The 16,733-nt window shown below is 63.5% G+C and carries 22 protein-coding genes; 8 read left to right on the top strand and 14 right to left on the bottom strand.

Annotated features, from left to right (window positions below; genetic code table 11):
- Positions 1-160: 160 nt before the first annotated feature.
- Positions 161-877 carry a tRNA (guanine(46)-N(7))-methyltransferase TrmB gene (locus IT549_RS10045; RefSeq protein ID WP_292972711.1) on the bottom strand — a complete coding sequence of 239 codons (717 nt, stop codon included), beginning with the start codon at positions 875-877 and terminating at the stop codon, positions 161-163.
- Between the two features lie 127 nt (positions 878-1,004).
- Between IT549_RS10045 and IT549_RS10040 the strand changes: the two genes are divergently transcribed.
- Positions 1,005-1,826 carry a helix-turn-helix transcriptional regulator gene (locus tag IT549_RS10040; protein WP_292972709.1) on the top strand — a complete coding sequence of 274 codons (822 nt, stop codon included), beginning with the start codon at positions 1,005-1,007 and terminating at the stop codon, positions 1,824-1,826.
- Between the two features lie 266 nt (positions 1,827-2,092).
- On the opposite strand, the gene ctrA is transcribed toward IT549_RS10040, so the two are convergent.
- The 5 genes from ctrA to dksA form a co-directional block, all read right to left on the bottom strand.
- Entirely contained in the window at positions 2,093-2,788 is a 696-nt protein-coding gene (ctrA, locus tag IT549_RS10035; protein ID WP_292972707.1) for a response regulator transcription factor CtrA, read from the bottom strand.
- Positions 2,789-3,001: 213 nt separating this feature from the next.
- Entirely contained in the window at positions 3,002-3,418 is a 417-nt protein-coding gene (locus IT549_RS10030) for a DUF4112 domain-containing protein (RefSeq protein ID WP_292972705.1), read from the bottom strand.
- 40 nt (positions 3,419-3,458) lie between these two features.
- Entirely contained in the window at positions 3,459-4,901 is a 1,443-nt protein-coding gene (locus IT549_RS10025; RefSeq protein WP_292972703.1) for an ABC transporter substrate-binding protein, read from the bottom strand.
- Positions 4,902-4,998: 97 nt separating this feature from the next.
- Positions 4,999-5,358, bottom strand: a complete 360-nt coding sequence (locus IT549_RS10020) for a PilZ domain-containing protein (RefSeq protein WP_292972701.1) — start codon at positions 5,356-5,358, stop codon at positions 4,999-5,001.
- 109 nt (positions 5,359-5,467) lie between these two features.
- The gene (dksA, locus tag IT549_RS10015; protein WP_292972699.1) at positions 5,468-5,926 is read right to left on the bottom strand and encodes an RNA polymerase-binding protein DksA; all 459 of its coding nucleotides are present in this window, start codon (positions 5,924-5,926) and stop codon (positions 5,468-5,470) included.
- A 315-nt stretch (positions 5,927-6,241) separates the two neighbouring features.
- On the opposite strand from dksA, the gene IT549_RS10010 reads away from it, so the two are divergent.
- A complete protein-coding gene (locus IT549_RS10010) occupies positions 6,242-6,571 on the top strand; it encodes a hypothetical protein (protein WP_292972697.1) in 330 nt (109 codons plus the stop codon).
- A 2-nt stretch (positions 6,572-6,573) separates the two neighbouring features.
- Here IT549_RS10010 and IT549_RS10005 read toward each other — a convergent pair whose 3' ends face one another.
- Genes IT549_RS10005 through IT549_RS09980 form a run of 6 tightly spaced genes read right to left on the bottom strand, consistent with a single transcriptional unit; the run spans position 6,574 to position 10,750 of the window.
- A complete protein-coding gene (locus tag IT549_RS10005) occupies positions 6,574-7,554 on the bottom strand; it encodes an NAD-dependent epimerase/dehydratase family protein (protein WP_292972695.1) in 981 nt (326 codons plus the stop codon).
- A 12-nt stretch (positions 7,555-7,566) separates the two neighbouring features.
- Positions 7,567-8,685, bottom strand: a complete 1,119-nt coding sequence (locus IT549_RS10000; protein ID WP_292972692.1) for a GNAT family N-acetyltransferase — start codon at positions 8,683-8,685, stop codon at positions 7,567-7,569.
- The gene (locus IT549_RS09995; protein ID WP_292972690.1) at positions 8,682-9,461 is read right to left on the bottom strand and encodes a glycerophosphodiester phosphodiesterase family protein; all 780 of its coding nucleotides are present in this window, start codon (positions 9,459-9,461) and stop codon (positions 8,682-8,684) included. Before IT549_RS09995 ends, IT549_RS10000 begins: the two co-directional genes overlap by 4 nt.
- A complete protein-coding gene (locus IT549_RS09990) occupies positions 9,433-9,894 on the bottom strand; it encodes a RidA family protein (RefSeq protein ID WP_292972688.1) in 462 nt (153 codons plus the stop codon). The genes IT549_RS09995 and IT549_RS09990 overlap by 29 nt, the downstream gene beginning before the upstream one ends.
- A complete protein-coding gene (locus tag IT549_RS09985) occupies positions 9,891-10,517 on the bottom strand; it encodes an HAD family hydrolase (protein WP_292972686.1) in 627 nt (208 codons plus the stop codon). Before IT549_RS09985 ends, IT549_RS09990 begins: the two co-directional genes overlap by 4 nt.
- Positions 10,514-10,750 (bottom strand): DUF3572 domain-containing protein, encoded by a 237-nt coding sequence (locus IT549_RS09980; RefSeq protein WP_292972683.1) that lies wholly within the window; start codon positions 10,748-10,750, stop codon positions 10,514-10,516. Before IT549_RS09980 ends, IT549_RS09985 begins: the two co-directional genes overlap by 4 nt.
- 74 nt (positions 10,751-10,824) lie before the next feature.
- Between IT549_RS09980 and IT549_RS09975 the strand changes: the two genes are divergently transcribed.
- The 6 genes from IT549_RS09975 (at position 10,825) to IT549_RS09950 (ending at position 15,362) form a co-directional block, all read left to right on the top strand.
- On the top strand, positions 10,825-11,202 hold the full coding sequence (locus IT549_RS09975; protein ID WP_292972680.1) for a response regulator: 378 nt from the start codon (positions 10,825-10,827) through the stop codon (positions 11,200-11,202).
- A complete protein-coding gene (locus IT549_RS09970; protein ID WP_292972677.1) occupies positions 11,199-12,266 on the top strand; it encodes an alpha/beta hydrolase in 1,068 nt (355 codons plus the stop codon). Before IT549_RS09975 ends, IT549_RS09970 begins: the two co-directional genes overlap by 4 nt.
- Before the next feature lie 71 nt (positions 12,267-12,337).
- Entirely contained in the window at positions 12,338-12,577 is a 240-nt protein-coding gene (locus tag IT549_RS09965) for an acyl carrier protein (protein WP_292972675.1), read from the top strand.
- Between the two features lie 37 nt (positions 12,578-12,614).
- Positions 12,615-13,817, top strand: coding sequence for an aminotransferase class I/II-fold pyridoxal phosphate-dependent enzyme (locus IT549_RS09960; RefSeq protein ID WP_292972672.1), 1,203 nt, complete (start codon positions 12,615-12,617; stop codon positions 13,815-13,817).
- A 46-nt stretch (positions 13,818-13,863) separates the two neighbouring features.
- Positions 13,864-14,607, top strand: coding sequence for a GDSL-type esterase/lipase family protein (locus IT549_RS09955; protein WP_292972669.1), 744 nt, complete (start codon positions 13,864-13,866; stop codon positions 14,605-14,607).
- The gene (locus tag IT549_RS09950) at positions 14,604-15,362 is read left to right on the top strand and encodes an SDR family oxidoreductase (protein WP_292972666.1); all 759 of its coding nucleotides are present in this window, start codon (positions 14,604-14,606) and stop codon (positions 15,360-15,362) included. The genes IT549_RS09955 and IT549_RS09950 overlap by 4 nt, the downstream gene beginning before the upstream one ends.
- Here the strand turns inward: IT549_RS09950 and IT549_RS09945 are convergent.
- Complete coding sequence (locus tag IT549_RS09945; protein WP_292972663.1) at positions 15,352-15,990, bottom strand: glutathione S-transferase; 639 nt, start codon at positions 15,988-15,990, stop codon at positions 15,352-15,354. The two genes, IT549_RS09950 and IT549_RS09945, sit on opposite strands and share 11 nt — an antisense overlap.
- Complete coding sequence (locus IT549_RS09940) at positions 15,987-16,628, bottom strand: YqaA family protein (RefSeq protein WP_292972661.1); 642 nt, start codon at positions 16,626-16,628, stop codon at positions 15,987-15,989. Before IT549_RS09940 ends, IT549_RS09945 begins: the two co-directional genes overlap by 4 nt.
- Positions 16,629-16,733 lie beyond the last annotated feature (105 nt).

Raw genomic sequence — 16,733 nt, 5'->3', positions numbered from 1 at the left:
TATCTTTCCACTCGCCATTTTTTCGCCTCCAGACCCGGCGTCCAGCAATCACCCAGCAATCACCGGGTAATCACCGGGGCGGAAATTGCCGCCAAGGGACGAAAACTGTAGAGTAGATAACCTGTTGTAATAACGCGGTAATTCTACGCTAGAGGTACCCTTAAATACGCCTCCAGCGAAAATACCAGACCTCGTGCCCGTAGACCGTGCGCGCCTTGTGTTCATAGCGGGTTTCGGGCCAGCCGCCGGGGCGCTGCTGAAAGTCCTGCGGCTGGTCGATCAGCCACTCGAACTGGTGACGGTGACGCCGCATCACCATCAAGGCATGGCGGACATAGACTGCATGATCGGTGCCGAAACGGAATTCGCCGCCGGGCTTCAGCTTGGCCGCGAACAGATCGACCGGCCCGTCGTTCATCATCCGCCGCTTGGCATGGCGGGCCTTGGGCCAGGGGTCGGGGTGGAGCAGGTAAAGCATGCTCAGGTGACCGTCTGGTATGCGTTGAAGCACATCGAGGGCATCGCCGTGGTGGATCCGAACATTGCCCAGCGGCGGGTGCGCGCCGTGATCGCCCGAGACGTGAACCAGCGCCTGCGCCACCCCGTTGAGGAACGGTTCGGCCCCGATGAAGCCGTGGCTTGGCAGCATGTCGGCCCGTGCCGCCATATGCTCACCGCCGCCAAAGCCGATTTCGAAATGGAGCGGGCAATCCTGCCCAAACAGGCCCAGCGCGGTCACTGGCCCCTCGGCCGGAACCGCGATCTGCGGCAGCAGCTGATCCACCAGTTCCTGCTGGCCCTGGCGCAAAGGCTTGCCCTTGGCGCGGCCATAGAGCCGGTTTAGTGTGGTCGGGTCACCGGATTTGTGCGCGGTCATGGGCGGAGCGTCTGGCAGCCGGACCAGCACGGGTCAAGCTTGTGCGCGGAACCGCAGGCAGCACCGCTTCACAAGAAAATTGTGATGGACGCCTGACAGGGCTTGTGATGAGCAAAAGGGCATGTCGATGATGGAACGTCCCCCCTCCACCTACACCGCGCTGTCCGATCGGGAGCTTGAGGTTCTGCGCCTGCTGGCAGCGGGGCACACGGTCAAATCGATCGCCGCCCAGCTTGATCGCACCGAGGCCTCGATCAATGAACGCTTGCGCGATGCCCGCCGCAAGACTGGCGTTGGCAGCAGCCGCGAACTGGCGCGACTGCTGGACGCCCAGAAAATCTGGGACAAAAATATCGACCTTTCGATCGGGGATGGTCCGGTCAACAGCGTGCAGCAGCCCCCTGGTACGGGGCGCACGCGGTTGAAAGGAACGACAATCATGCTTCTCGCAATCCCCGCCGTCGCCGCAGCTGGACTGCTGGCCTGGTCCGGAAATCCGCCCCCACCGGCGGCCGCCCCGCAAAACGCGCCTACCGCGCAGGCCAGGCTATCGCCGCTGGTCGGCAGCTGGTCGCTCGACATCATGAAGATCCCCGCCGACGAACGGCCCAGCAAGATGACTATTTCGTTCCGCGTTTCGCCGGACCAGAAGTGGACCACCCGCGTCGAAATGGTCGGTCCTGATGGAAAGGTCATGTCCGCCGAATCGACCGCCGCACTGGACGGTGTGCCGGTGCCGATCTCGGGCAACATGCCCTTCATCGACAGCGCCTCGTTGCGCCAGCCGGCGCCCAATACGCTGGTGATGACCCTGGGCAAGAACGGCGCACCGGTTTCGACCCGGGTCTATGCCGTGTCGAAGGACCAGCAAACGATGACCGAAACGATTGTCTGGGCAGGCCAGAACATTCCCAAGCTGGAGACCACCCATTACCGCCGGATCAACTGAGCGCAGTTTTCCTACATGGCCACCGCGCGCTATGTTCAGCCCGTTCTTTCTCAGAGTGAGTTGAACCGCGGGCGACGCGGTGAAACCGAAAGGTCACACAGGGGCTGATCGGGCCGGGCAAAAGTACTGCCGCTTCAACAGGTTGACTGCGGAGATCGCCAAAGGTCACAATTTCTCGAACGGGCATTTGTGTCCAGCGCCCAAACCAAAACGGCCCGCCGGAATGGGCGGGCCGTCAGGTTGGTGACGAATTCGGATATTCGGGCTCAGGCGGCCTGCATTTCCTCGCCCGGATCGCGCAGCACATAGCCGCGGCCCCAGACGGTTTCGATGTAGTTTTCACCGCCGCAGGCATGCGCCAGTTTCTTGCGCAGCTTGCAGATGAACACGTCGATGATCTTGAGTTCGGGTTCGTCCATCCCGCCATAGAGGTGGTTGAGGAACATTTCCTTGGTCAAGGTGGTGCCCTTGCGCAGCGAAAGCAGCTCAAGCATCGCGTATTCCTTGCCGGTCAGGTGAACCCGGGCGCCATCGACCTCGACGGTCTTGGCATCAAGGTTGACCGCCAGCTTGCCGGTGCGGATGACCGACTGCGAATGGCCCTTGGAACGGCGCACCACGGCGTGGATGCGGGCGACCAGCTCTTCACGGTGGAACGGCTTGGTCACATAGTCGTCAGCGCCGAAGCCGAAGCTGCGGACCTTCGAATCCATTTCCGAAATACCCGAAAGGATCAGCACCGGGGTCTGCACCTTGGCGACGCGCAGCTTCTTCAGCACGTCGTACCCGTGCATATCGGGCAGATTGAGATCGAGCAGGATAATGTCGTAATCGTAGAGCTTGCCGAGATCCAAGCCTTCTTCGCCGAGGTCGGTCGAATAGACATTGAAGCCCTCGGTAGTAAGCATCAGTTCGATAGCCCGGGCCGTGGTCGGCTCGTCTTCGATCAGCAACACGCGCATGGGTAGTCCCCTTTTGCCCCGTTTCCCTGGACGATAACCCTTCCGAAAGGGTCATTGCCCGCCATTAACCATATGACCAATGAAGATGAAAGGTTAATTTCTCGTAAACACAGGGAATCCGGCGAGTCGCTTTGTGTTGCATTTGCTCGCGATCGAGCAGGCAACGGAACCCGCAGGCCCGCCGCCCTGGCCACTGGACGCCTGGAACCGTGCTTATCCCTCGATCACCTTGGTGCCGGGATGGTGCTTGTCGAGGTGCCTGCGCAGGATCTTCAGGTTCCTGGTGTTCGAGCGATAGACGAAGTCGAACAGATCGCCCGCCACCGGCACGGCCCCCAGCAGAGTGTCGATCCCGACATTGCCGGCCATGCGCCAGAGCTGCCAGCGCGGCAGGCCAAGGTTGCGCGCTTCCCAGACCAGATAGAGGCCCATGGCACCCGAAATCACATCACCGCCCACCGGCAGCAGGCCCAGCAATGCATCGAGCCCGACCTTGCGACCGACCAGCGGAACTTCGACCAGCCGCTCAAGCAGACGCTCCAAGGCTTCGATCCGGCGGCGGACCGATTGCGGATCGGTGCCTAGCGGCAACTCTGCCGGCATCCGCCGCGGCTTGTCCTGTTGGTTCATTGCAACCCCAAACCAGCGCGGGACAAGATGCCCGCACCTCCTATTTGGGAAGCATGGCGAGCGGCATCAAGGGATGAACCCCCCAGCGGTTCACCGCAAAGGCGGTCACCCCGCCGCTGACCAGCGACCAGCGGATCGGTACGCCGAAGGGAATATAGCTGTTGGCGACGGTCAGCTGCGCTTCCGCATCGCCCAGCAGATCGACCCGCTTGGCCGGATCGAGTTCGGCCTGGGCCTTGGCGAACAGTGTATCGGCGCTGGCACTGCACAGCGCGCGGGCGTTGGCGCAGCTGAGCTGGTTGAAGAACCAGGCCGGCTGGGCATAGCGGGCAACGCTGTCCACCAGCCGCAGATCGGCATCGGCGGCCATGGGAACCCGGCGCACTTCCAGCCCGATCGCTTTCAGATCCTCGCCCAGCCGCTTGAACAGCAAGTCCGAGCCCGGGCCGGAGGGCAAGGCGATGCGCAGCGTCACCGCCCCGCTTCTGCCCGACTTGTAGCGAGACACCCGACCTGCGGCGGTGGTTCGTCGATCCTCGATCCCGCGCCCGATCCAGCGCTCGCCGATTGCGCCACTATCGCCTTCAAGCCCGGGATTGATCACCCGGGTGGTCGCCACCCAGCCGCTCAGGTTGACTGCGGCGATCAACGCATCGCGGTCGATCGCCATCGCGATTGCCTCGCGGTTCTCTTCCTTGGCCAGAAAACCGTCGCCGTGAACCACCGCCAGTCCGAACAGCCCGGCGACCTGGTCAAACCGGATCGCCCCGCCCGAAACGCCAGCCTCGCCCAGTCGCGGATAGTCGACGAACGAGCCGCCCAGGACCAGTTCGGCTTCACCCGCATTGAACAGCTTGATCGCCTTCGCCGCGGGCAAGGCTGCCAGTTCGACCCGCTGGGCCCGTTCGTTCCAGTCCTCTTCGGGGGGAAGGCCGCGATCTTCCGGAGCGATCGGGCTCAGCATTACCCCCGACAGTCCCAGGTCCTTGTCGTTGGCGCGCTTGCTTTTCATCGGCCCGGCCCCGCGACCACCCACCGAAAGGCCCAGCTCTGGCTGGGCCAGCAGTTGCAACAAATCGGGCATCTGCCGCTTGAGTCGGATCTCGATCACCCGCCCGGCCATGGCCCGGACCTCTTCGATCACGGCCAGATCTGCCCCCAAGGGCTGACCGCGCTGTTGGACCAGAGCATCCACCAGCGCAGCCCGCGCGCTTTCTGCGGTAATCGGCCTTCCACCCGGCCAGGTGCCATCACGCAGGCGAAAGATGAAACTGAGGCCGTCGTCGGTAATGATCCAGCGGTCGGCCAGGGCCGGAGCCACCCGGCCCTGCTGATCGAACCCGACCAGCCCTTCGACCGCTGCCGCGCGCAAAGTCTGGGCCGCCAGCGGCAATCGCGCTCCACCGACAAAGGTCGAGCCCGGATCGCCGATCACCAGCACCCGCACCGGACGATCATCATCGCCCAGGCAGCCGGATAGCATCAATGCTAGGGGTGCAATCGCAAGCGAGGCAAGGCGGCGCGGCAACATTGTGCCGATCACCCTAACGGAATTGGGCCGTGGGTGCCAATGCCCGCCGTCAGATCTTCCGCAGCGCGCCCGGTTCGACCGCGCCCAGCGGCGGACGGACATAGCGCGGAGTATTCTCGCCGCCAGGAAGTGGGGCCCGGGCTACGCGCGGATCAATGTCTTCGCGGAAGGCAATGCCGAACCGCGTGCCTTCAACCCAGGCGATCGAGCCTTCGACCCAGCCGATGTTGCGCAGGTTGATCCAGGCAACCTGACCGCGCTGGACGTTGAACACGCCCTCGGCCATCATTCCGCCAGAGGAAAGATTGCGAACGCGAATCCGATGTTCGCCTTCGATTCCATCGATCCGCAAATCAGCCATGACGAACAGGCTGTCGCGCGCGATCTGCCGATGCTCGGTGCCAGTCATTGCTGCTCGTTTAACTCCCGCGAACTGCTTGGAGCCCGGATTTACCGAGTCCAGCGTGGCCGAAAGCTAAACCGTAACGGCAAAAAACCGGTTAACGCAGCTAAGCGGCTCAATCGTCGCGAGAAATCTTTTCGCGGCGCTCATGCGCTTCCTGCGCTTCGACCGTCATTGTAGCAATCGGGCGGGCCGAAAGCCGCCCCAGCCCGATCGGTTCGCCGGTCACCTCGCAATAGCCGTATTCGCCTTCCTCGATCCGGCGCAGCGCGGAATCGATCTTGGCAATCAGCTTGCGCTGACGATCGCGGGTGCGCAGTTCGATCCCCCAGTCGGTCTCGCTCGAGGCGCGATCGTTAAGGTCGGGTTCGCGGATCGGGCCGTCCTGCAACGACTGCAGCGTATCCTGCGCTGCCGAAAGGATCAGCTTCTTCCATTCAAGCAGCAACCGGCGATAATAGTCCAGCTGCGGTTCGCTCATATAGGGTTCGGAATCGCTGGGGGCATAGTCACCCGCGATCGCCCGCTTGGCCTTGGCCAGGACGTCAATCTCATCACCGAGAACCGTCGCCATATACTCTCCAAACTAAACCAGCCGGACAGCGATTCCTGCCGGCCTCGGGTATTCCCGATAGCCATCGGCGCCGGTCGAGCGGGCCTATAGGCTCCCGTAGAATCCCGCACAAGCGCCAATCGCCGGGCGCACTAGTTTGATCCACATTAGGCCGAGATGAACGGCGATTTCATGTCACTGAAACAAGGGTGCGGCAGACTGCCTGACTGCAATCAGGAATTTTTTACGCCTCGCGTTAACCTTTTGTTGACCATGTTCGGGAAATTTCAGCCTGTCGGCGGGACACAAGCCTCGCCAAAACAGGGGGTTAGAGAGATGAACGCTGTCTGGATCGATACCGGCAAGGTTACCATTGCCGATGTAAACGCCGAAGACCTGCTGGTTGCCAGCTGCCTGGCCGCTGCCGCGCAGGGCGATGTCAGTGCCTATTACGACCTGGGGGTCGCCTATTCGACCGGCAGCCACGGTGTCGATTGCGACCTGATCGAGGCGCACAAGTGGTTCAACCTGGCTGCCGTCAACGGCCATGCCGAAGCCCAGATGTGCCGCGCCGACATTTCCGAGGAAATGACCGCCCGCGAGATCGCCGAAGCCCAGCGCCGCGCCCGTGAATGGATCGCCGCCTCGGTTCGCAAGGCGGCCTGAACTCAGCCGTTCCAGGGCTGGACAGTTGCCAGCCCGGCCACCTGGTCAATGACCGGCGCATAGCCTAGCTCTTGCTGCGCCTTGGCAATGTCGAGAGTAACCTCAACCCCGACCGTGCCATATTCCTGGCCTCCGATCGGACCGTGCAGCTTCCCGCCACTCAGCTGCGCCAGCGCGTCGCCAAGCCGCGCCATGGCCGCGACCAGCCAGCGCGGGACCGACTTCTCGGGCATGGCCACACCGGCCTTGCCCAGCAATGCCGAAACGAAGGCACGGAATTCCAACGGTTCGCCGTCGGTGATGAAGTAGACCTCTCCGCCGCGCCCCTTGCGTAACGCCAGCACCACCCCCTCTACCACATTGTCGATATGCGCGGTCGAGGTGCGATAGTGACCGCCACCGATCCAGACCAGCTTGCCGCTGCCGGCCGCCGCCGCCAGTTGTGGCAACGCCGTAGTATCGTCGCGCCCCCAGACAAAGCGCGGGCGTACCACCACGATCTGGCATTGCGCGCAATTGAGCGCCAATGCCGCTGCTTCGGCAGCAGCCTTGCTGGCCGAATAAGACCCGGCATGGCGGCGCGGAATCGGGGTCTTCTCATCGGCATTGACCAGCGGCGCGCCGCTCAGCAGCACGGCTTCGGTGCTGATGTGGACTCCGCGGCCCACCCCTGCCGCCCGCGCCGCGGTGAAGACATTGGTCGTGCCCTTCAGGTTTGTGTGATGCTGGCTCGCCTCGAAGGCGCCATGTCCGGTATCGGCGGCTGCGTGAACCAGCCAGGTGCAGCCCTGCATGCCGTGCTCGAGGCTGGCAGCGTCCATGATATCGCCAATCACCGACTGCGCACCCAGGCTTTCCACCTTGGCCGCCGAAGCCGAGCTGCGGGCCAGAGCCACTACCTTGTGGCCATCGGCCACCAATCGCCGGATCAGGTTGCGACCGATGTAGCCGCTGCCGCCCGTCACGAAGACCTGCTCACCCATCGCCTCGCTCCCCTATTTTCGAAAAGGCGACCGTTCACCCAGATAAAGTCGGTCAGCGGCAACGCCGGCCCGCTCGCGCTCAAGAAAGTCCGCCACCGCCTCACGGAAACCGGGGTGGGCAATCCAGTGAGCGGACAGGGTTTCCACCGGTTCATAGCCCCGCGCCAGCTTGTGCCCACCCTGCGCACCGGCTTCAACCCGCTTCAGCCCCAGCCGGATCGCCGCATCGATCGCCTGATAATAGCACAGTTCGAAATGCAGGAAGGGCTTGTCGATCACGGCCCCCCAATAGCGGCCGTATAGCGCATCCGGCCCAATGAAGTTGAGCGCACCGGCAACTGGACTGCCCTCGATAAGAGCCAGAACCAGCAGCACCTGATCCGCCATCCGCTCACCGAACAGGCTGAAAGCCTTGCGGGTCAGGTAGGGCTGGCCCCATTTGCGCGATCCGGTATCCTGGTAGAAGGCCCAGAAGGCATCCCAGTGATCTTCTCGCAACTCAGCCCCGCTCAACGAGCGGATTTCCACGCCATGCTGGGCCGCGGCGCGTTCCTTGCGGATTTCCTTGCGCTTGCGCGACGATAGAGCACCAAGGAAGTCGTCGAACGAACCATAGCCCCGGTTTTCCCAGTGGAACTGGATATCACTGCGCAGCAACCACCCGGCGCGTTCGAACAGCGGTACCTGATCAGCCGCGATGAAAGTGGCATGGGCGGAGGAGAGGTTGTTGTCCGCGCAGACTTGCTCTGCTGCACGCAGCAACGGCATGGCCAGCGCAGGATCGGCCAGCAACAGTCGCGGTCCGCTCGCGGGGGTAAAAGGCGCTGCAATCTGCAGCTTGGGGTAATAGCTTCCACCAGCGCGGTGCCAGGCATTAGCCCAGGCATGGTCGAAGACATATTCGCCCTGGCTGTGCGCCTTGAGATAGGCTGGCAAGGCCCCGACCAGTTGCCCTGCGGCATCGGCAATGGTGATCGGCGCGGGTGACCAGCCGGTGCCGGGCCCGACCGACCCCGAGAGTTCCAGCGCGGTCAGAAAGGCGTGGCTGACGAAGGGATTACCCTGGGCCAGCGCGTCCCACTGATCCGCAGGAAGCTCGCCCACCGAAGTGCCAACGCGGGCCTCGATCACGCCACCCCGGCGCCTTCGGCAATCGGCGCGTCGGCATGTTCGGCGGCACGCTCACGATGTTCGGCGCTGCGCACCGTCCAGGTCAGCACCGGCAGTCCGCGCTTGCGCTGCCGCGCCGCGAACCGGCTGGGCAGATCGCGGATGTCATAGGCCAGAAACTGCGGCCGGGCCTTCCACAGGCTCAGCCTGCGCCTGATCCTGCCGGGCAGGGTCTTGGCATTCTCTTCGGTCACCACCAGGCCGCGCAGCGTCAGCGGTGAGCGCCGCGCAAACCAGTCGCTGACCCTGGGGTCAAAACTCATCACTGCAACCTGCCCCTGATAGCCTTCCAGCGTGCGCCGCACCGCCATGCACAGCGCCCCGGCATGGCGAAAACTGCCCCGGCGCGACTTTATCTCGATCAGGATCGGGGCCTTGCCAGCCACTTCGGCCAGCATGGTGCGCAGCGATGGAATGGTGTCATCGCTCCCGGTCAGGGCGATCGTGGCCAGCGCGGCCTCGCTGCGATCGCCCAAGGGTCCATTTTCGGCAGTCAGCCGATCGAGGTCGAAATCGTGGAAGACCATCGCCTGGCCATCGCTTGACCGCTGGACATCGCATTCGATCCCCATCCCCCGGGCAATCGCCGCATGGAAAGCCGAGAGCGAATTTTCCGGAACACCGGGCTCATGCAGCCCGCGGTGGGCATAGGCCTGCTGTCCCAGCCAGGCGATCCGGGCCGGATCGGGCGGCGGAACGCGCCAGCGATCAATCAGCGCGAACAGCAACGATTGCATCCACTTCAACCGCGACGCCCAGCGGCAGGCTGGGTACGCCAACTGCGGCCCGGGCATGCTTGCCGGCATCGCCGAAAACCGCGACCATCAGTTCCGAAGCGCCATTGGCAACCTTGGGTTGGTCGGTGAAGTGCGCGCTCGAATTGACGAAGCAGCCCAGTTTGACCACCCGTTCGACCCGGTCGAGCGAACCCAGCGCGGCCTTCAATTGGGCCAGGATCATCAGTCCGCAGCCGCGCGCGGCCGCGATCCCCTGCTCCAGCGAAACGTCTTCACCCAGCCGCCCCTTGAACAGCGCGCCATCGACGAACGAGACCTGCCCCGAAACGTGGGCCAGGCCGCCCGCCACCACTACCGGAACATAGGCCGCGACCGGCGCGGCGGCTTCGGGCAGGACGATCCCCAGTTCGGCAAGTCTGGCTTCGATGCTCATGCTTTCTCCTCAAGACGGGACAGCAGCCACGGCAAGGCGTGCTCCCAGGTGTCGATCCGGGCATGGGCATGGCCAGCCTCGAATCCGCAGGTGATGTGCGGAGCCAGCGTCGGTTCGCCGCACAGGTGCAGCCGGTCAATATGGGGTACGTGTTCCATCGCCGAACCGTGGTGCTGGGCCAGATCGTCGATGAACACCGCATGCGAAGGCTGGTACCGGTCCAGGATTGCCTGCAGCGCCGGGCCCTTTGGGCCCTGGTTGGTAAAGACCGGGAAATCGATCCCGTGGGCCAGCAATTGCTGGCGGCGCGGCTCGTTATGGCGGTCGGTCAGGTTGGTCAGGATCACCACATCGGCATGATCCTTGAGTGCGTTGATCGCCTCAACCGCCCCGGCGATCGGGGTCTGGCGGTGCATCTCGTTATCGAAGAACAGCCCCAGCAGTCGCCAGATTTCCTCGGGCGGCACCGGCTCGCCGCTCACCTTGTCGCGGATCGCCTTGCCGAAATCGTTGCCGATCAGCTTGAACGAGACCGGCTGCGTCTCTTCCAGCCATTGGCCGAACGGCACGATCATGTGCAGCAGCACTTCGTCGCAGTCGCTGATGATCAGGGGTTTACTCATCGGATCAGGGTCTCACGCGCTGCGGCCAGATCGGCGGCTTCTACGCCCAGGCTGTCGGCGGCGGCAAGCAGGTCGGGCTCATGCGCGCACAGAAAATCGAGCACGGCCGCCTGCAGCGCCGGATCGGCCAGCCGCTCACGCAGATCATCGGGGGAAAGCCCGGTTAGCGCCAGGAACCGTTCGGCACGCGGGCCATCGCCCAGCACCCAGCCCAGCGCACCCAGCGCCAGCATGGCAGGATCGTGGGCCGGGGATTGGGGATCGCGCAGAATTGTCAGTCTCCGCAGGAGGGCGTAGGGCAGCGCTCATGGCAAAGCGCATCCTGGTTGTCGAGGACAACGACCTCAACCGCAAGCTGTTCTGCGACGTGCTGAAGAGCCAGGGCTATGCGGTGGAGCCTTGCGCCGATGGCCTCGAGGCGCTCGACAAGGCGCGCAGCTTCGTGCCCAATCTGATCATCATGGACATCCAGCTGCCCAACATCTCGGGGCTCGACCTGATCGAGGCGGCTAAGAAGGATGCCACCTTGCGCCAGATTCCGGTGCTTGCGGTCACCGCCTACGCGGGCAAGGGCGACGAAGAGCGGATCAGGGATGCGGGGGCCGAAGGGTATCTGGCCAAGCCGGTCTCGATTGGCCCGTTCATGGCGGCCGTGAAAGGGTTGGTGGAGAAGGCCGCTGCATGAAACAGCAGCGTACACCCGGACGGCTGGGAAAGTTGGGTCTTGCCGGACTTGCGGCGGTGCTGGGCGCTGCGCCCACCCCGGCCTCGACCTCTGCCCAATCCGTGGCTGAACTGCAAACCGGTGTGTCGCTCTGCGCACCGACATTTCAGAACCGTCTCACCTCCTTCAAGGCTTCACTGCTCTATTTGAACGATCCTAAGGAGCGTTGCTGGGTCTGGGATGATGTCGCGCCAGGCTTTACCGTGTGGTTGAGCCGTTCCGGGCTCGCCCCGGCTCCACAGCAGGTGATCGTTGTCAGCGCAAAGGGCAAGCCGGACTTTGCTGCACACTCGCGGATCTTCCTGCGGATAATCGGCGGACCCGGGGCAAGCATTGGTCCGGATCAGAGCGATGGCCATGTTCTGGACCTGATCCGGCCAGGCGACGTACTGGTGACCCCGGCATACGAAGGGACAGTACACGGCACATTCTACCCGAACGAGAATTTTACCGCCAGCACGACCCGAATCGCCGCGTGGCTGCGCGAATTGCGCCGTCGCAATCCGCAAAGCGAGGTCGTCCTGATCGGCGAAAGCCTGGGTGGTCCCTTGGCGCTGGAAGCAAATCGCCTGGCGGGGGCGGGCGGTGCCGATCGAATAGTGCTGCTTGCCCCGTTGGCATTTACGCCCGATGCGGCGGACCGGAATTTCACGGCGCAGCGCGGCGAGCGTTACCGCAACGACCGGCAAAAGACGATGCGGATCATGCCCACGGCGCCGAACGGCACTGCGGGATATCGGAAAGTCTACTCTACCGACCTTTTCACATCGTTCTTCCCGGCCGAACAACGGTCCAAGGATCTGGGTGAGCGCCTGAAAAAGGCGGGTAACGTGCCGATACTGCTAGTCTACGGATCGGCGGACAATGTTGTCGGAACCGGGGTTATCGAAGCCTTGCCCCCTGCGGCAAACGTGCGAGTAGTCAGGATTGCTGACATGCCCCACAAGCTCAACGCCGAATTCGGCCGCAAGGTCACTGCAGCAGTTATCGACTATCTGGACGGGCCAGGCCATAATCGTCCCTGACCACCCGCCCCTTTTCCGCCCCATTCATCGGCCAAAGCGCCGCCAAACCACTTATCGGAGCACTACAAACCATGGACCGCGCCGCTACTGCCGAAAAAATCGCCGCGCTGATCGAACCGTTCAACAAGAAGGGTGTGGCAATCAGCGATGCCACCACCTTTGCTGGAGACCTGGAATTCGACAGCCTGACGGTGATGGATTTCGTCGCCGCGATTGAAGACGAATTCGACATCATCATCAGCATGAACCAGCAGGCCGAAATCGAGAATTACGGCCAGCTGATCGACGCCGTGGTGAAGCTGCAGGGGTAATCCCCGGTTGCGGCTAGCAGAGGAACTGAAAGACACCATGACCGACCTGTTTTCCAAGTTTGATCCGCTGATCGAAATGCGCGCCAACCTGCTGGCTTCAGGGGTCGAGGATCCCTTTGGGCTGGTGATGGAAAAGGTGCTCTCACCCACCGTTGCGGTGTGCAACGGGCGTGAGACGATCCTCTTGGGCACCTACAACTACATGGGAATGACCTTCGATCCCGATGTGATCGCGGCGGGCAAGCAGGCGCTGGACGAGTTCGGATCGGGCACCACCGGCAGCCGCGTGCTTAACGGCACCTATGCCGGTCACCGCGCAGTCGAAGATGCGCTCAAGGAATTCTACGGAATGGACCACGCGATGGTCTTTTCCACCGGCTACCAGGCGAACCTGGGGATCATCTCGACGATCGCCGGCAAGGGCGATTACATCGTGCTCGACATCGACAGCCACGCCTCGATCTGGGATGGCTGCAAGATGGGCGATGCCGAAGTGGTGCCCTTCAAGCACAACGATATCGAGGCAATGGAAAAGCGCCTCAAGCGGATCCCCGAAGGCGCGGGCAAGCTGGTAGTGCTCGAAGGCGTCTATTCGATGCTGGGCGATATCGCCCCGCTCAAGGAAATGATCCGCGTGGCCAAGGAAAACGGCGCGATGGTGCTGGTCGATGAGGCGCATTCGATGGGCTTCATCGGCCCCAACGGGCGCGGCGTGGCCGAAGAACAGGGCGTGCTCGATCAGGTCGATTTCGTGATCGGCACCTTCTCCAAGAGCGTCGGTACGGTTGGCGGTTTCTGCGTTTCGAACCATCCCAAGTTCGAGATCATGCGGCTGGTCTGCCGTCCCTATGTCTTCACTGCCAGCCTGCCGCCCAGCGTGGTCCACACCGCCGCCACCTCGATCCGCAAGCTGATGCACGCCGGCAACAAGCGCGCGCACCTGTGGGAAAACAGCCGGGTGCTGCACAAGGGGCTGAAGGACGCGGGCTTCCAGCTTGGCACCGACGAGCCGCAATCGGCGATCATCTCGGTGATCATGCCCGATCTGGAACGCGGTGCGGCGATGTGGGAAGCGCTGCTGCACGAAGGGCTCTACGTCAACCTGGCCCGCCCGCCGGCAACGCCTGCCAACATGACGCTGCTGCGTTGTTCGCTCTGCGCCGAGCATACCGCCGAACAGGTCCAGACGATTATCGGCATGTTCAAGCGAGCTGGCGCGAAGGCCGGGATCCTTGGCTAGGTGGCCGCTCGCCGCGCTTGTTCTGGCTGGATCAGCGGTTCCCGCCATGGCTGACGAACCCATAGCGCCGCCCGCCAACGCCTATCCTCCGGCCGGAATGATGGACAATGCCTGTCCGGCCAGCCGCGACGGGTTGTGGGCGCTTGACCCCAAGGTGCTGCAGAACGACTGGGCCTGGTTGTGCCGCTATCAGGCCGAGAACGCCAAGGTCGATCGCGCCAATCCGCCGCGCGCGGTGTTCATCGGGGATTCGATCACAGAAGGCTGGCTTGCCGCTGATCCGGACATGTTTGCCCACGGGTTCCTGGATCGCGGACTTTCGGGGCAGACCTCGCCGCAGCTGCTGGTCCGCTTCTGGCAGGACGTGGTGGCGCTGCGGCCGAAAGTGGTGCACATCATGGTCGGCACCAACGATGTGGCAGGCAACACCGGGCCAACGACGCCCGAGGCCTATCGCAACGCGATCCGCGCGATGGTCGCCCTGGCGCGGGCCAATGGCATTGAAGTGGTGATCGGGTCGATCCTGCCAACCGACCACTTCAATTGGGCGCCGCAGCACCGGCCGGCTCCGTGGGTGGCGACCCTCAATGCCTGGCTGCGTGACTATGCCGAGACCGAAGGCCTGGTCTATGCCAACTATTATGCCGCGCTGGTCGGCCCGGGCGGCGCGCTTCCGCAGCAGTATGCCCCCGATGGCGTTCATCCCAACAAGGCCGGTTATGCGGTGATGCGCCCGATTGCCGAACGGGCCGTGGCAGAGGCCGAAGCGCGGGCTGGCAAGCACAAATGAGCCTGCGCCTGCCGGGCAAGCGCGCGGTGGTGACCGGCGCGGCGCAAGGGATCGGCAAGGCGATTGCCGCAGCCTTCGTGGCCGAGGGTGCGGAGGTGCTGCTGGTCGATTGCGAGGCGGGCAAGCTGGCCGAAACCGCGGCGGCGCTGGGCCAGGAGGGACTGGTTGCCGATCTGGCCAAAAAGGCCGAGATCGAGCGGATTTTCGCCCGGGTGGCCGAGCGTTGGCAGGGCCTTGACGTGCTGGTCAACAACGCCGGGATCACCCATGCGGCCGAACTGGATCAGCTGGCGGAGGACGACTTTGACCGGGTGATGGCGATCAATCTGAAGGCCGCGCTGTGGGGAACGCAGGCGGCGGCAAGGCTGATGGGTCCGGGCAGCGCGGTTATCAACATGAGCAGTGTCAACGCGCTGCTCGCGATCCCCAACCAGATCCCCTACGCGGTATCCAAAGGCGCACTCAAGCAGCTGACCAATGTAACCGCATTGGCACTTGCCGCAAAAGGCATCCGCGTCAACGCGATCGGCCCCGGTTCGATCATGACCGAGATGCTGCAAGGCATCATGAACAACCGCGAGGCGGAGGAGCGGATCCTCAGCCGCACCCCGCTCGGTCGCTGCGGTGAACCGGAAGAGGTGGCAGCGGTTGCGGTGTTTCTGGCCAGCGGTGAAAGCTCCTACATCACCGGGCAGACAATCTACCCCGATGGCGGGCGGCTGGGGCTGAACTATACGGTGCCGGTCAGTCGGTAAAACTGCCCGCGCCCTGCGCCGCCTTGGCGCGCCGGAACCCGTCGCGGGCGCTGAGCGCGTCGAAATAGGCGACCATCCCCGGGGTCAGCTGTTCCTCCAGCCCGATCGCCTGGGCCAGCATCACCGCATAACCCAGCGAGATATCGGCCATGGTGAACCGTCCGGCGCAGGCATAGGGTCCCTCGATCAGGCTTTCCGCCCCGCGCAGCCGCGATCCGAACCAATAGGCATAGTCAGCCGCCGCCTGCTCGTTGCGGCGCTCTGGCGGCTCGAAGCGGGTGTAGCGCAGATGGATGGTCTGCGGGAAGGTCAGCGTCGCCTCGCCCATCAGCAGGAAGTTCATATAGGCCATATAGCCCGGTTCATCCGGCGCCACCGCCAGATCGCTGGGGCCAAACCGGGTCGCCAGGACATGCGGGATCGCCGCGCTTTCGGTCATCAGCACGCCATCGACCAGACAGGCCGGCACGGTCCCCAAGGGGTTGAGCCCTTTGTAGCCATCAACCCTGAAGCGCGGCGGAAAGGGCATCACTTCCAGGTCATAGGGCAGGCCCAGTTCCTCCAGCGCCCAGAGCACCCGGAACGAGCGGGCATCGCGGCAATGGTAAAGCTTGACCGCCGCGCTCACCGCAGTGCCTCGACGCTGGTCACCGCATCGCACTTGTGCCCGGCTGCACCCGATCCGCCGCCCAGCAGGCTGATCGCCGCGAACCCGGCCAGCACGAACGCCACGAACCCGGCAGTCGCCAGACCCAGGTACTTGTCGATGAAGGCCTTGATCGGGGCGCCAAACAGGCGGAACAGGATCCCCACGATCAGGAAGCTGATCGAACGCGAAACGATCGAGCCCAGGATGAAGCGCACCATGTCCATGCCGATGAACCCGGCGGTGATGGTCAGCAGCTTGAACGGGATCGGCGTCGCGCCCTTGGCAACGAAGATCCAGAAGCCGTATTCGTTGAGATAGCAGGCCGCCTTGGGGAAACTTTCGGTCAGCCCCAGCCAGGCCAGGATCTGCGTACCCAGCGTATCGTAAAGCCCCCAGCCGATCGCATAGCCCAGGAGCCCGCCCGCGACCGAGCCCAAGGTAGCGATCATCGCAAAGCGGATCGCCTTCTTCGGTTCGGCCAGGCACATGATCCCCAGCAAGGGGTGCGGCGGGATCGGAAAGAAGCTGGCCTCGACAAAGGCAAACAGCGCCAGCCACCATTCGGCATGCGGATGCACTGCCTTCGCCATGGTCCAATCGTACAATTTGCGCAGCATTCGCGTCCCTTTGCCTCACAATTCCGGCTGCGGCCTGCTTAGAGAGCCGCCTTGGGCACCGCAAGTGCGCAAACCGTGCAGGCGCTATGAACCATATTGGTTCTT

Origin of the sequence: Novosphingobium sp. (assembly GCF_020852455.1) — a bacterium.
Lineage (GTDB): Bacteria > Pseudomonadota > Alphaproteobacteria > Sphingomonadales > Sphingomonadaceae > Novosphingobium.
Note: the sequence above shows the minus strand (reverse complement) of the source record. Positions and strands in the feature narration are given on the sequence as shown.

Excerpts from the sequence above, each read along its gene's own strand:
- IT549_RS10030 (WP_292972705.1), bottom strand. The coding sequence starts at position 3,418 with ATGAACCAACAGGACAAGCCGCGGCGGATGCCGGCAGAGTTGCCGCTA.
- IT549_RS09955 (WP_292972669.1), top strand. The coding sequence starts at position 13,864 with ATGGCTGACGAACCCATAGCGCCGCCCGCCAACGCCTATCCTCCGGCC.
- IT549_RS10025 (WP_292972703.1), bottom strand. The coding sequence starts at position 4,901 with ATGCTATCCGGCTGCCTGGGCGATGATGATCGTCCGGTGCGGGTGCTG.
- IT549_RS09995 (WP_292972690.1), bottom strand. The coding sequence starts at position 9,461 with ATGCAATCGTTGCTGTTCGCGCTGATTGATCGCTGGCGCGTTCCGCCG.
- IT549_RS09965 (WP_292972675.1), top strand. The coding sequence starts at position 12,338 with ATGGACCGCGCCGCTACTGCCGAAAAAATCGCCGCGCTGATCGAACCG.
- IT549_RS09980 (WP_292972683.1), bottom strand. The coding sequence starts at position 10,750 with ATGCTGGCGCTGGGTGCGCTGGGCTGGGTGCTGGGCGATGGCCCGCGT.
- IT549_RS09960 (WP_292972672.1), top strand. The coding sequence starts at position 12,615 with ATGACCGACCTGTTTTCCAAGTTTGATCCGCTGATCGAAATGCGCGCC.
- IT549_RS10010 (WP_292972697.1), top strand. The coding sequence starts at position 6,242 with ATGAACGCTGTCTGGATCGATACCGGCAAGGTTACCATTGCCGATGTA.
- IT549_RS10040 (WP_292972709.1), top strand. The coding sequence starts at position 1,005 with ATGATGGAACGTCCCCCCTCCACCTACACCGCGCTGTCCGATCGGGAG.
- IT549_RS10020 (WP_292972701.1), bottom strand. The coding sequence starts at position 5,358 with ATGACTGGCACCGAGCATCGGCAGATCGCGCGCGACAGCCTGTTCGTC.
- IT549_RS09985 (WP_292972686.1), bottom strand. The coding sequence starts at position 10,517 with ATGAGTAAACCCCTGATCATCAGCGACTGCGACGAAGTGCTGCTGCAC.
- IT549_RS09950 (WP_292972666.1), top strand. The coding sequence starts at position 14,604 with ATGAGCCTGCGCCTGCCGGGCAAGCGCGCGGTGGTGACCGGCGCGGCG.
- IT549_RS10045 (WP_292972711.1), bottom strand. The coding sequence starts at position 877 with ATGACCGCGCACAAATCCGGTGACCCGACCACACTAAACCGGCTCTAT.
- ctrA (WP_292972707.1), bottom strand. The coding sequence starts at position 2,788 with ATGCGCGTGTTGCTGATCGAAGACGAGCCGACCACGGCCCGGGCTATC.
- IT549_RS10005 (WP_292972695.1), bottom strand. The coding sequence starts at position 7,554 with ATGGGTGAGCAGGTCTTCGTGACGGGCGGCAGCGGCTACATCGGTCGC.
- dksA (WP_292972699.1), bottom strand. The coding sequence starts at position 5,926 with ATGGCGACGGTTCTCGGTGATGAGATTGACGTCCTGGCCAAGGCCAAG.
- IT549_RS09975 (WP_292972680.1), top strand. The coding sequence starts at position 10,825 with ATGGCAAAGCGCATCCTGGTTGTCGAGGACAACGACCTCAACCGCAAG.
- IT549_RS09970 (WP_292972677.1), top strand. The coding sequence starts at position 11,199 with ATGAAACAGCAGCGTACACCCGGACGGCTGGGAAAGTTGGGTCTTGCC.
- IT549_RS09990 (WP_292972688.1), bottom strand. The coding sequence starts at position 9,894 with ATGAGCATCGAAGCCAGACTTGCCGAACTGGGGATCGTCCTGCCCGAA.
- IT549_RS09940 (WP_292972661.1), bottom strand. The coding sequence starts at position 16,628 with ATGCTGCGCAAATTGTACGATTGGACCATGGCGAAGGCAGTGCATCCG.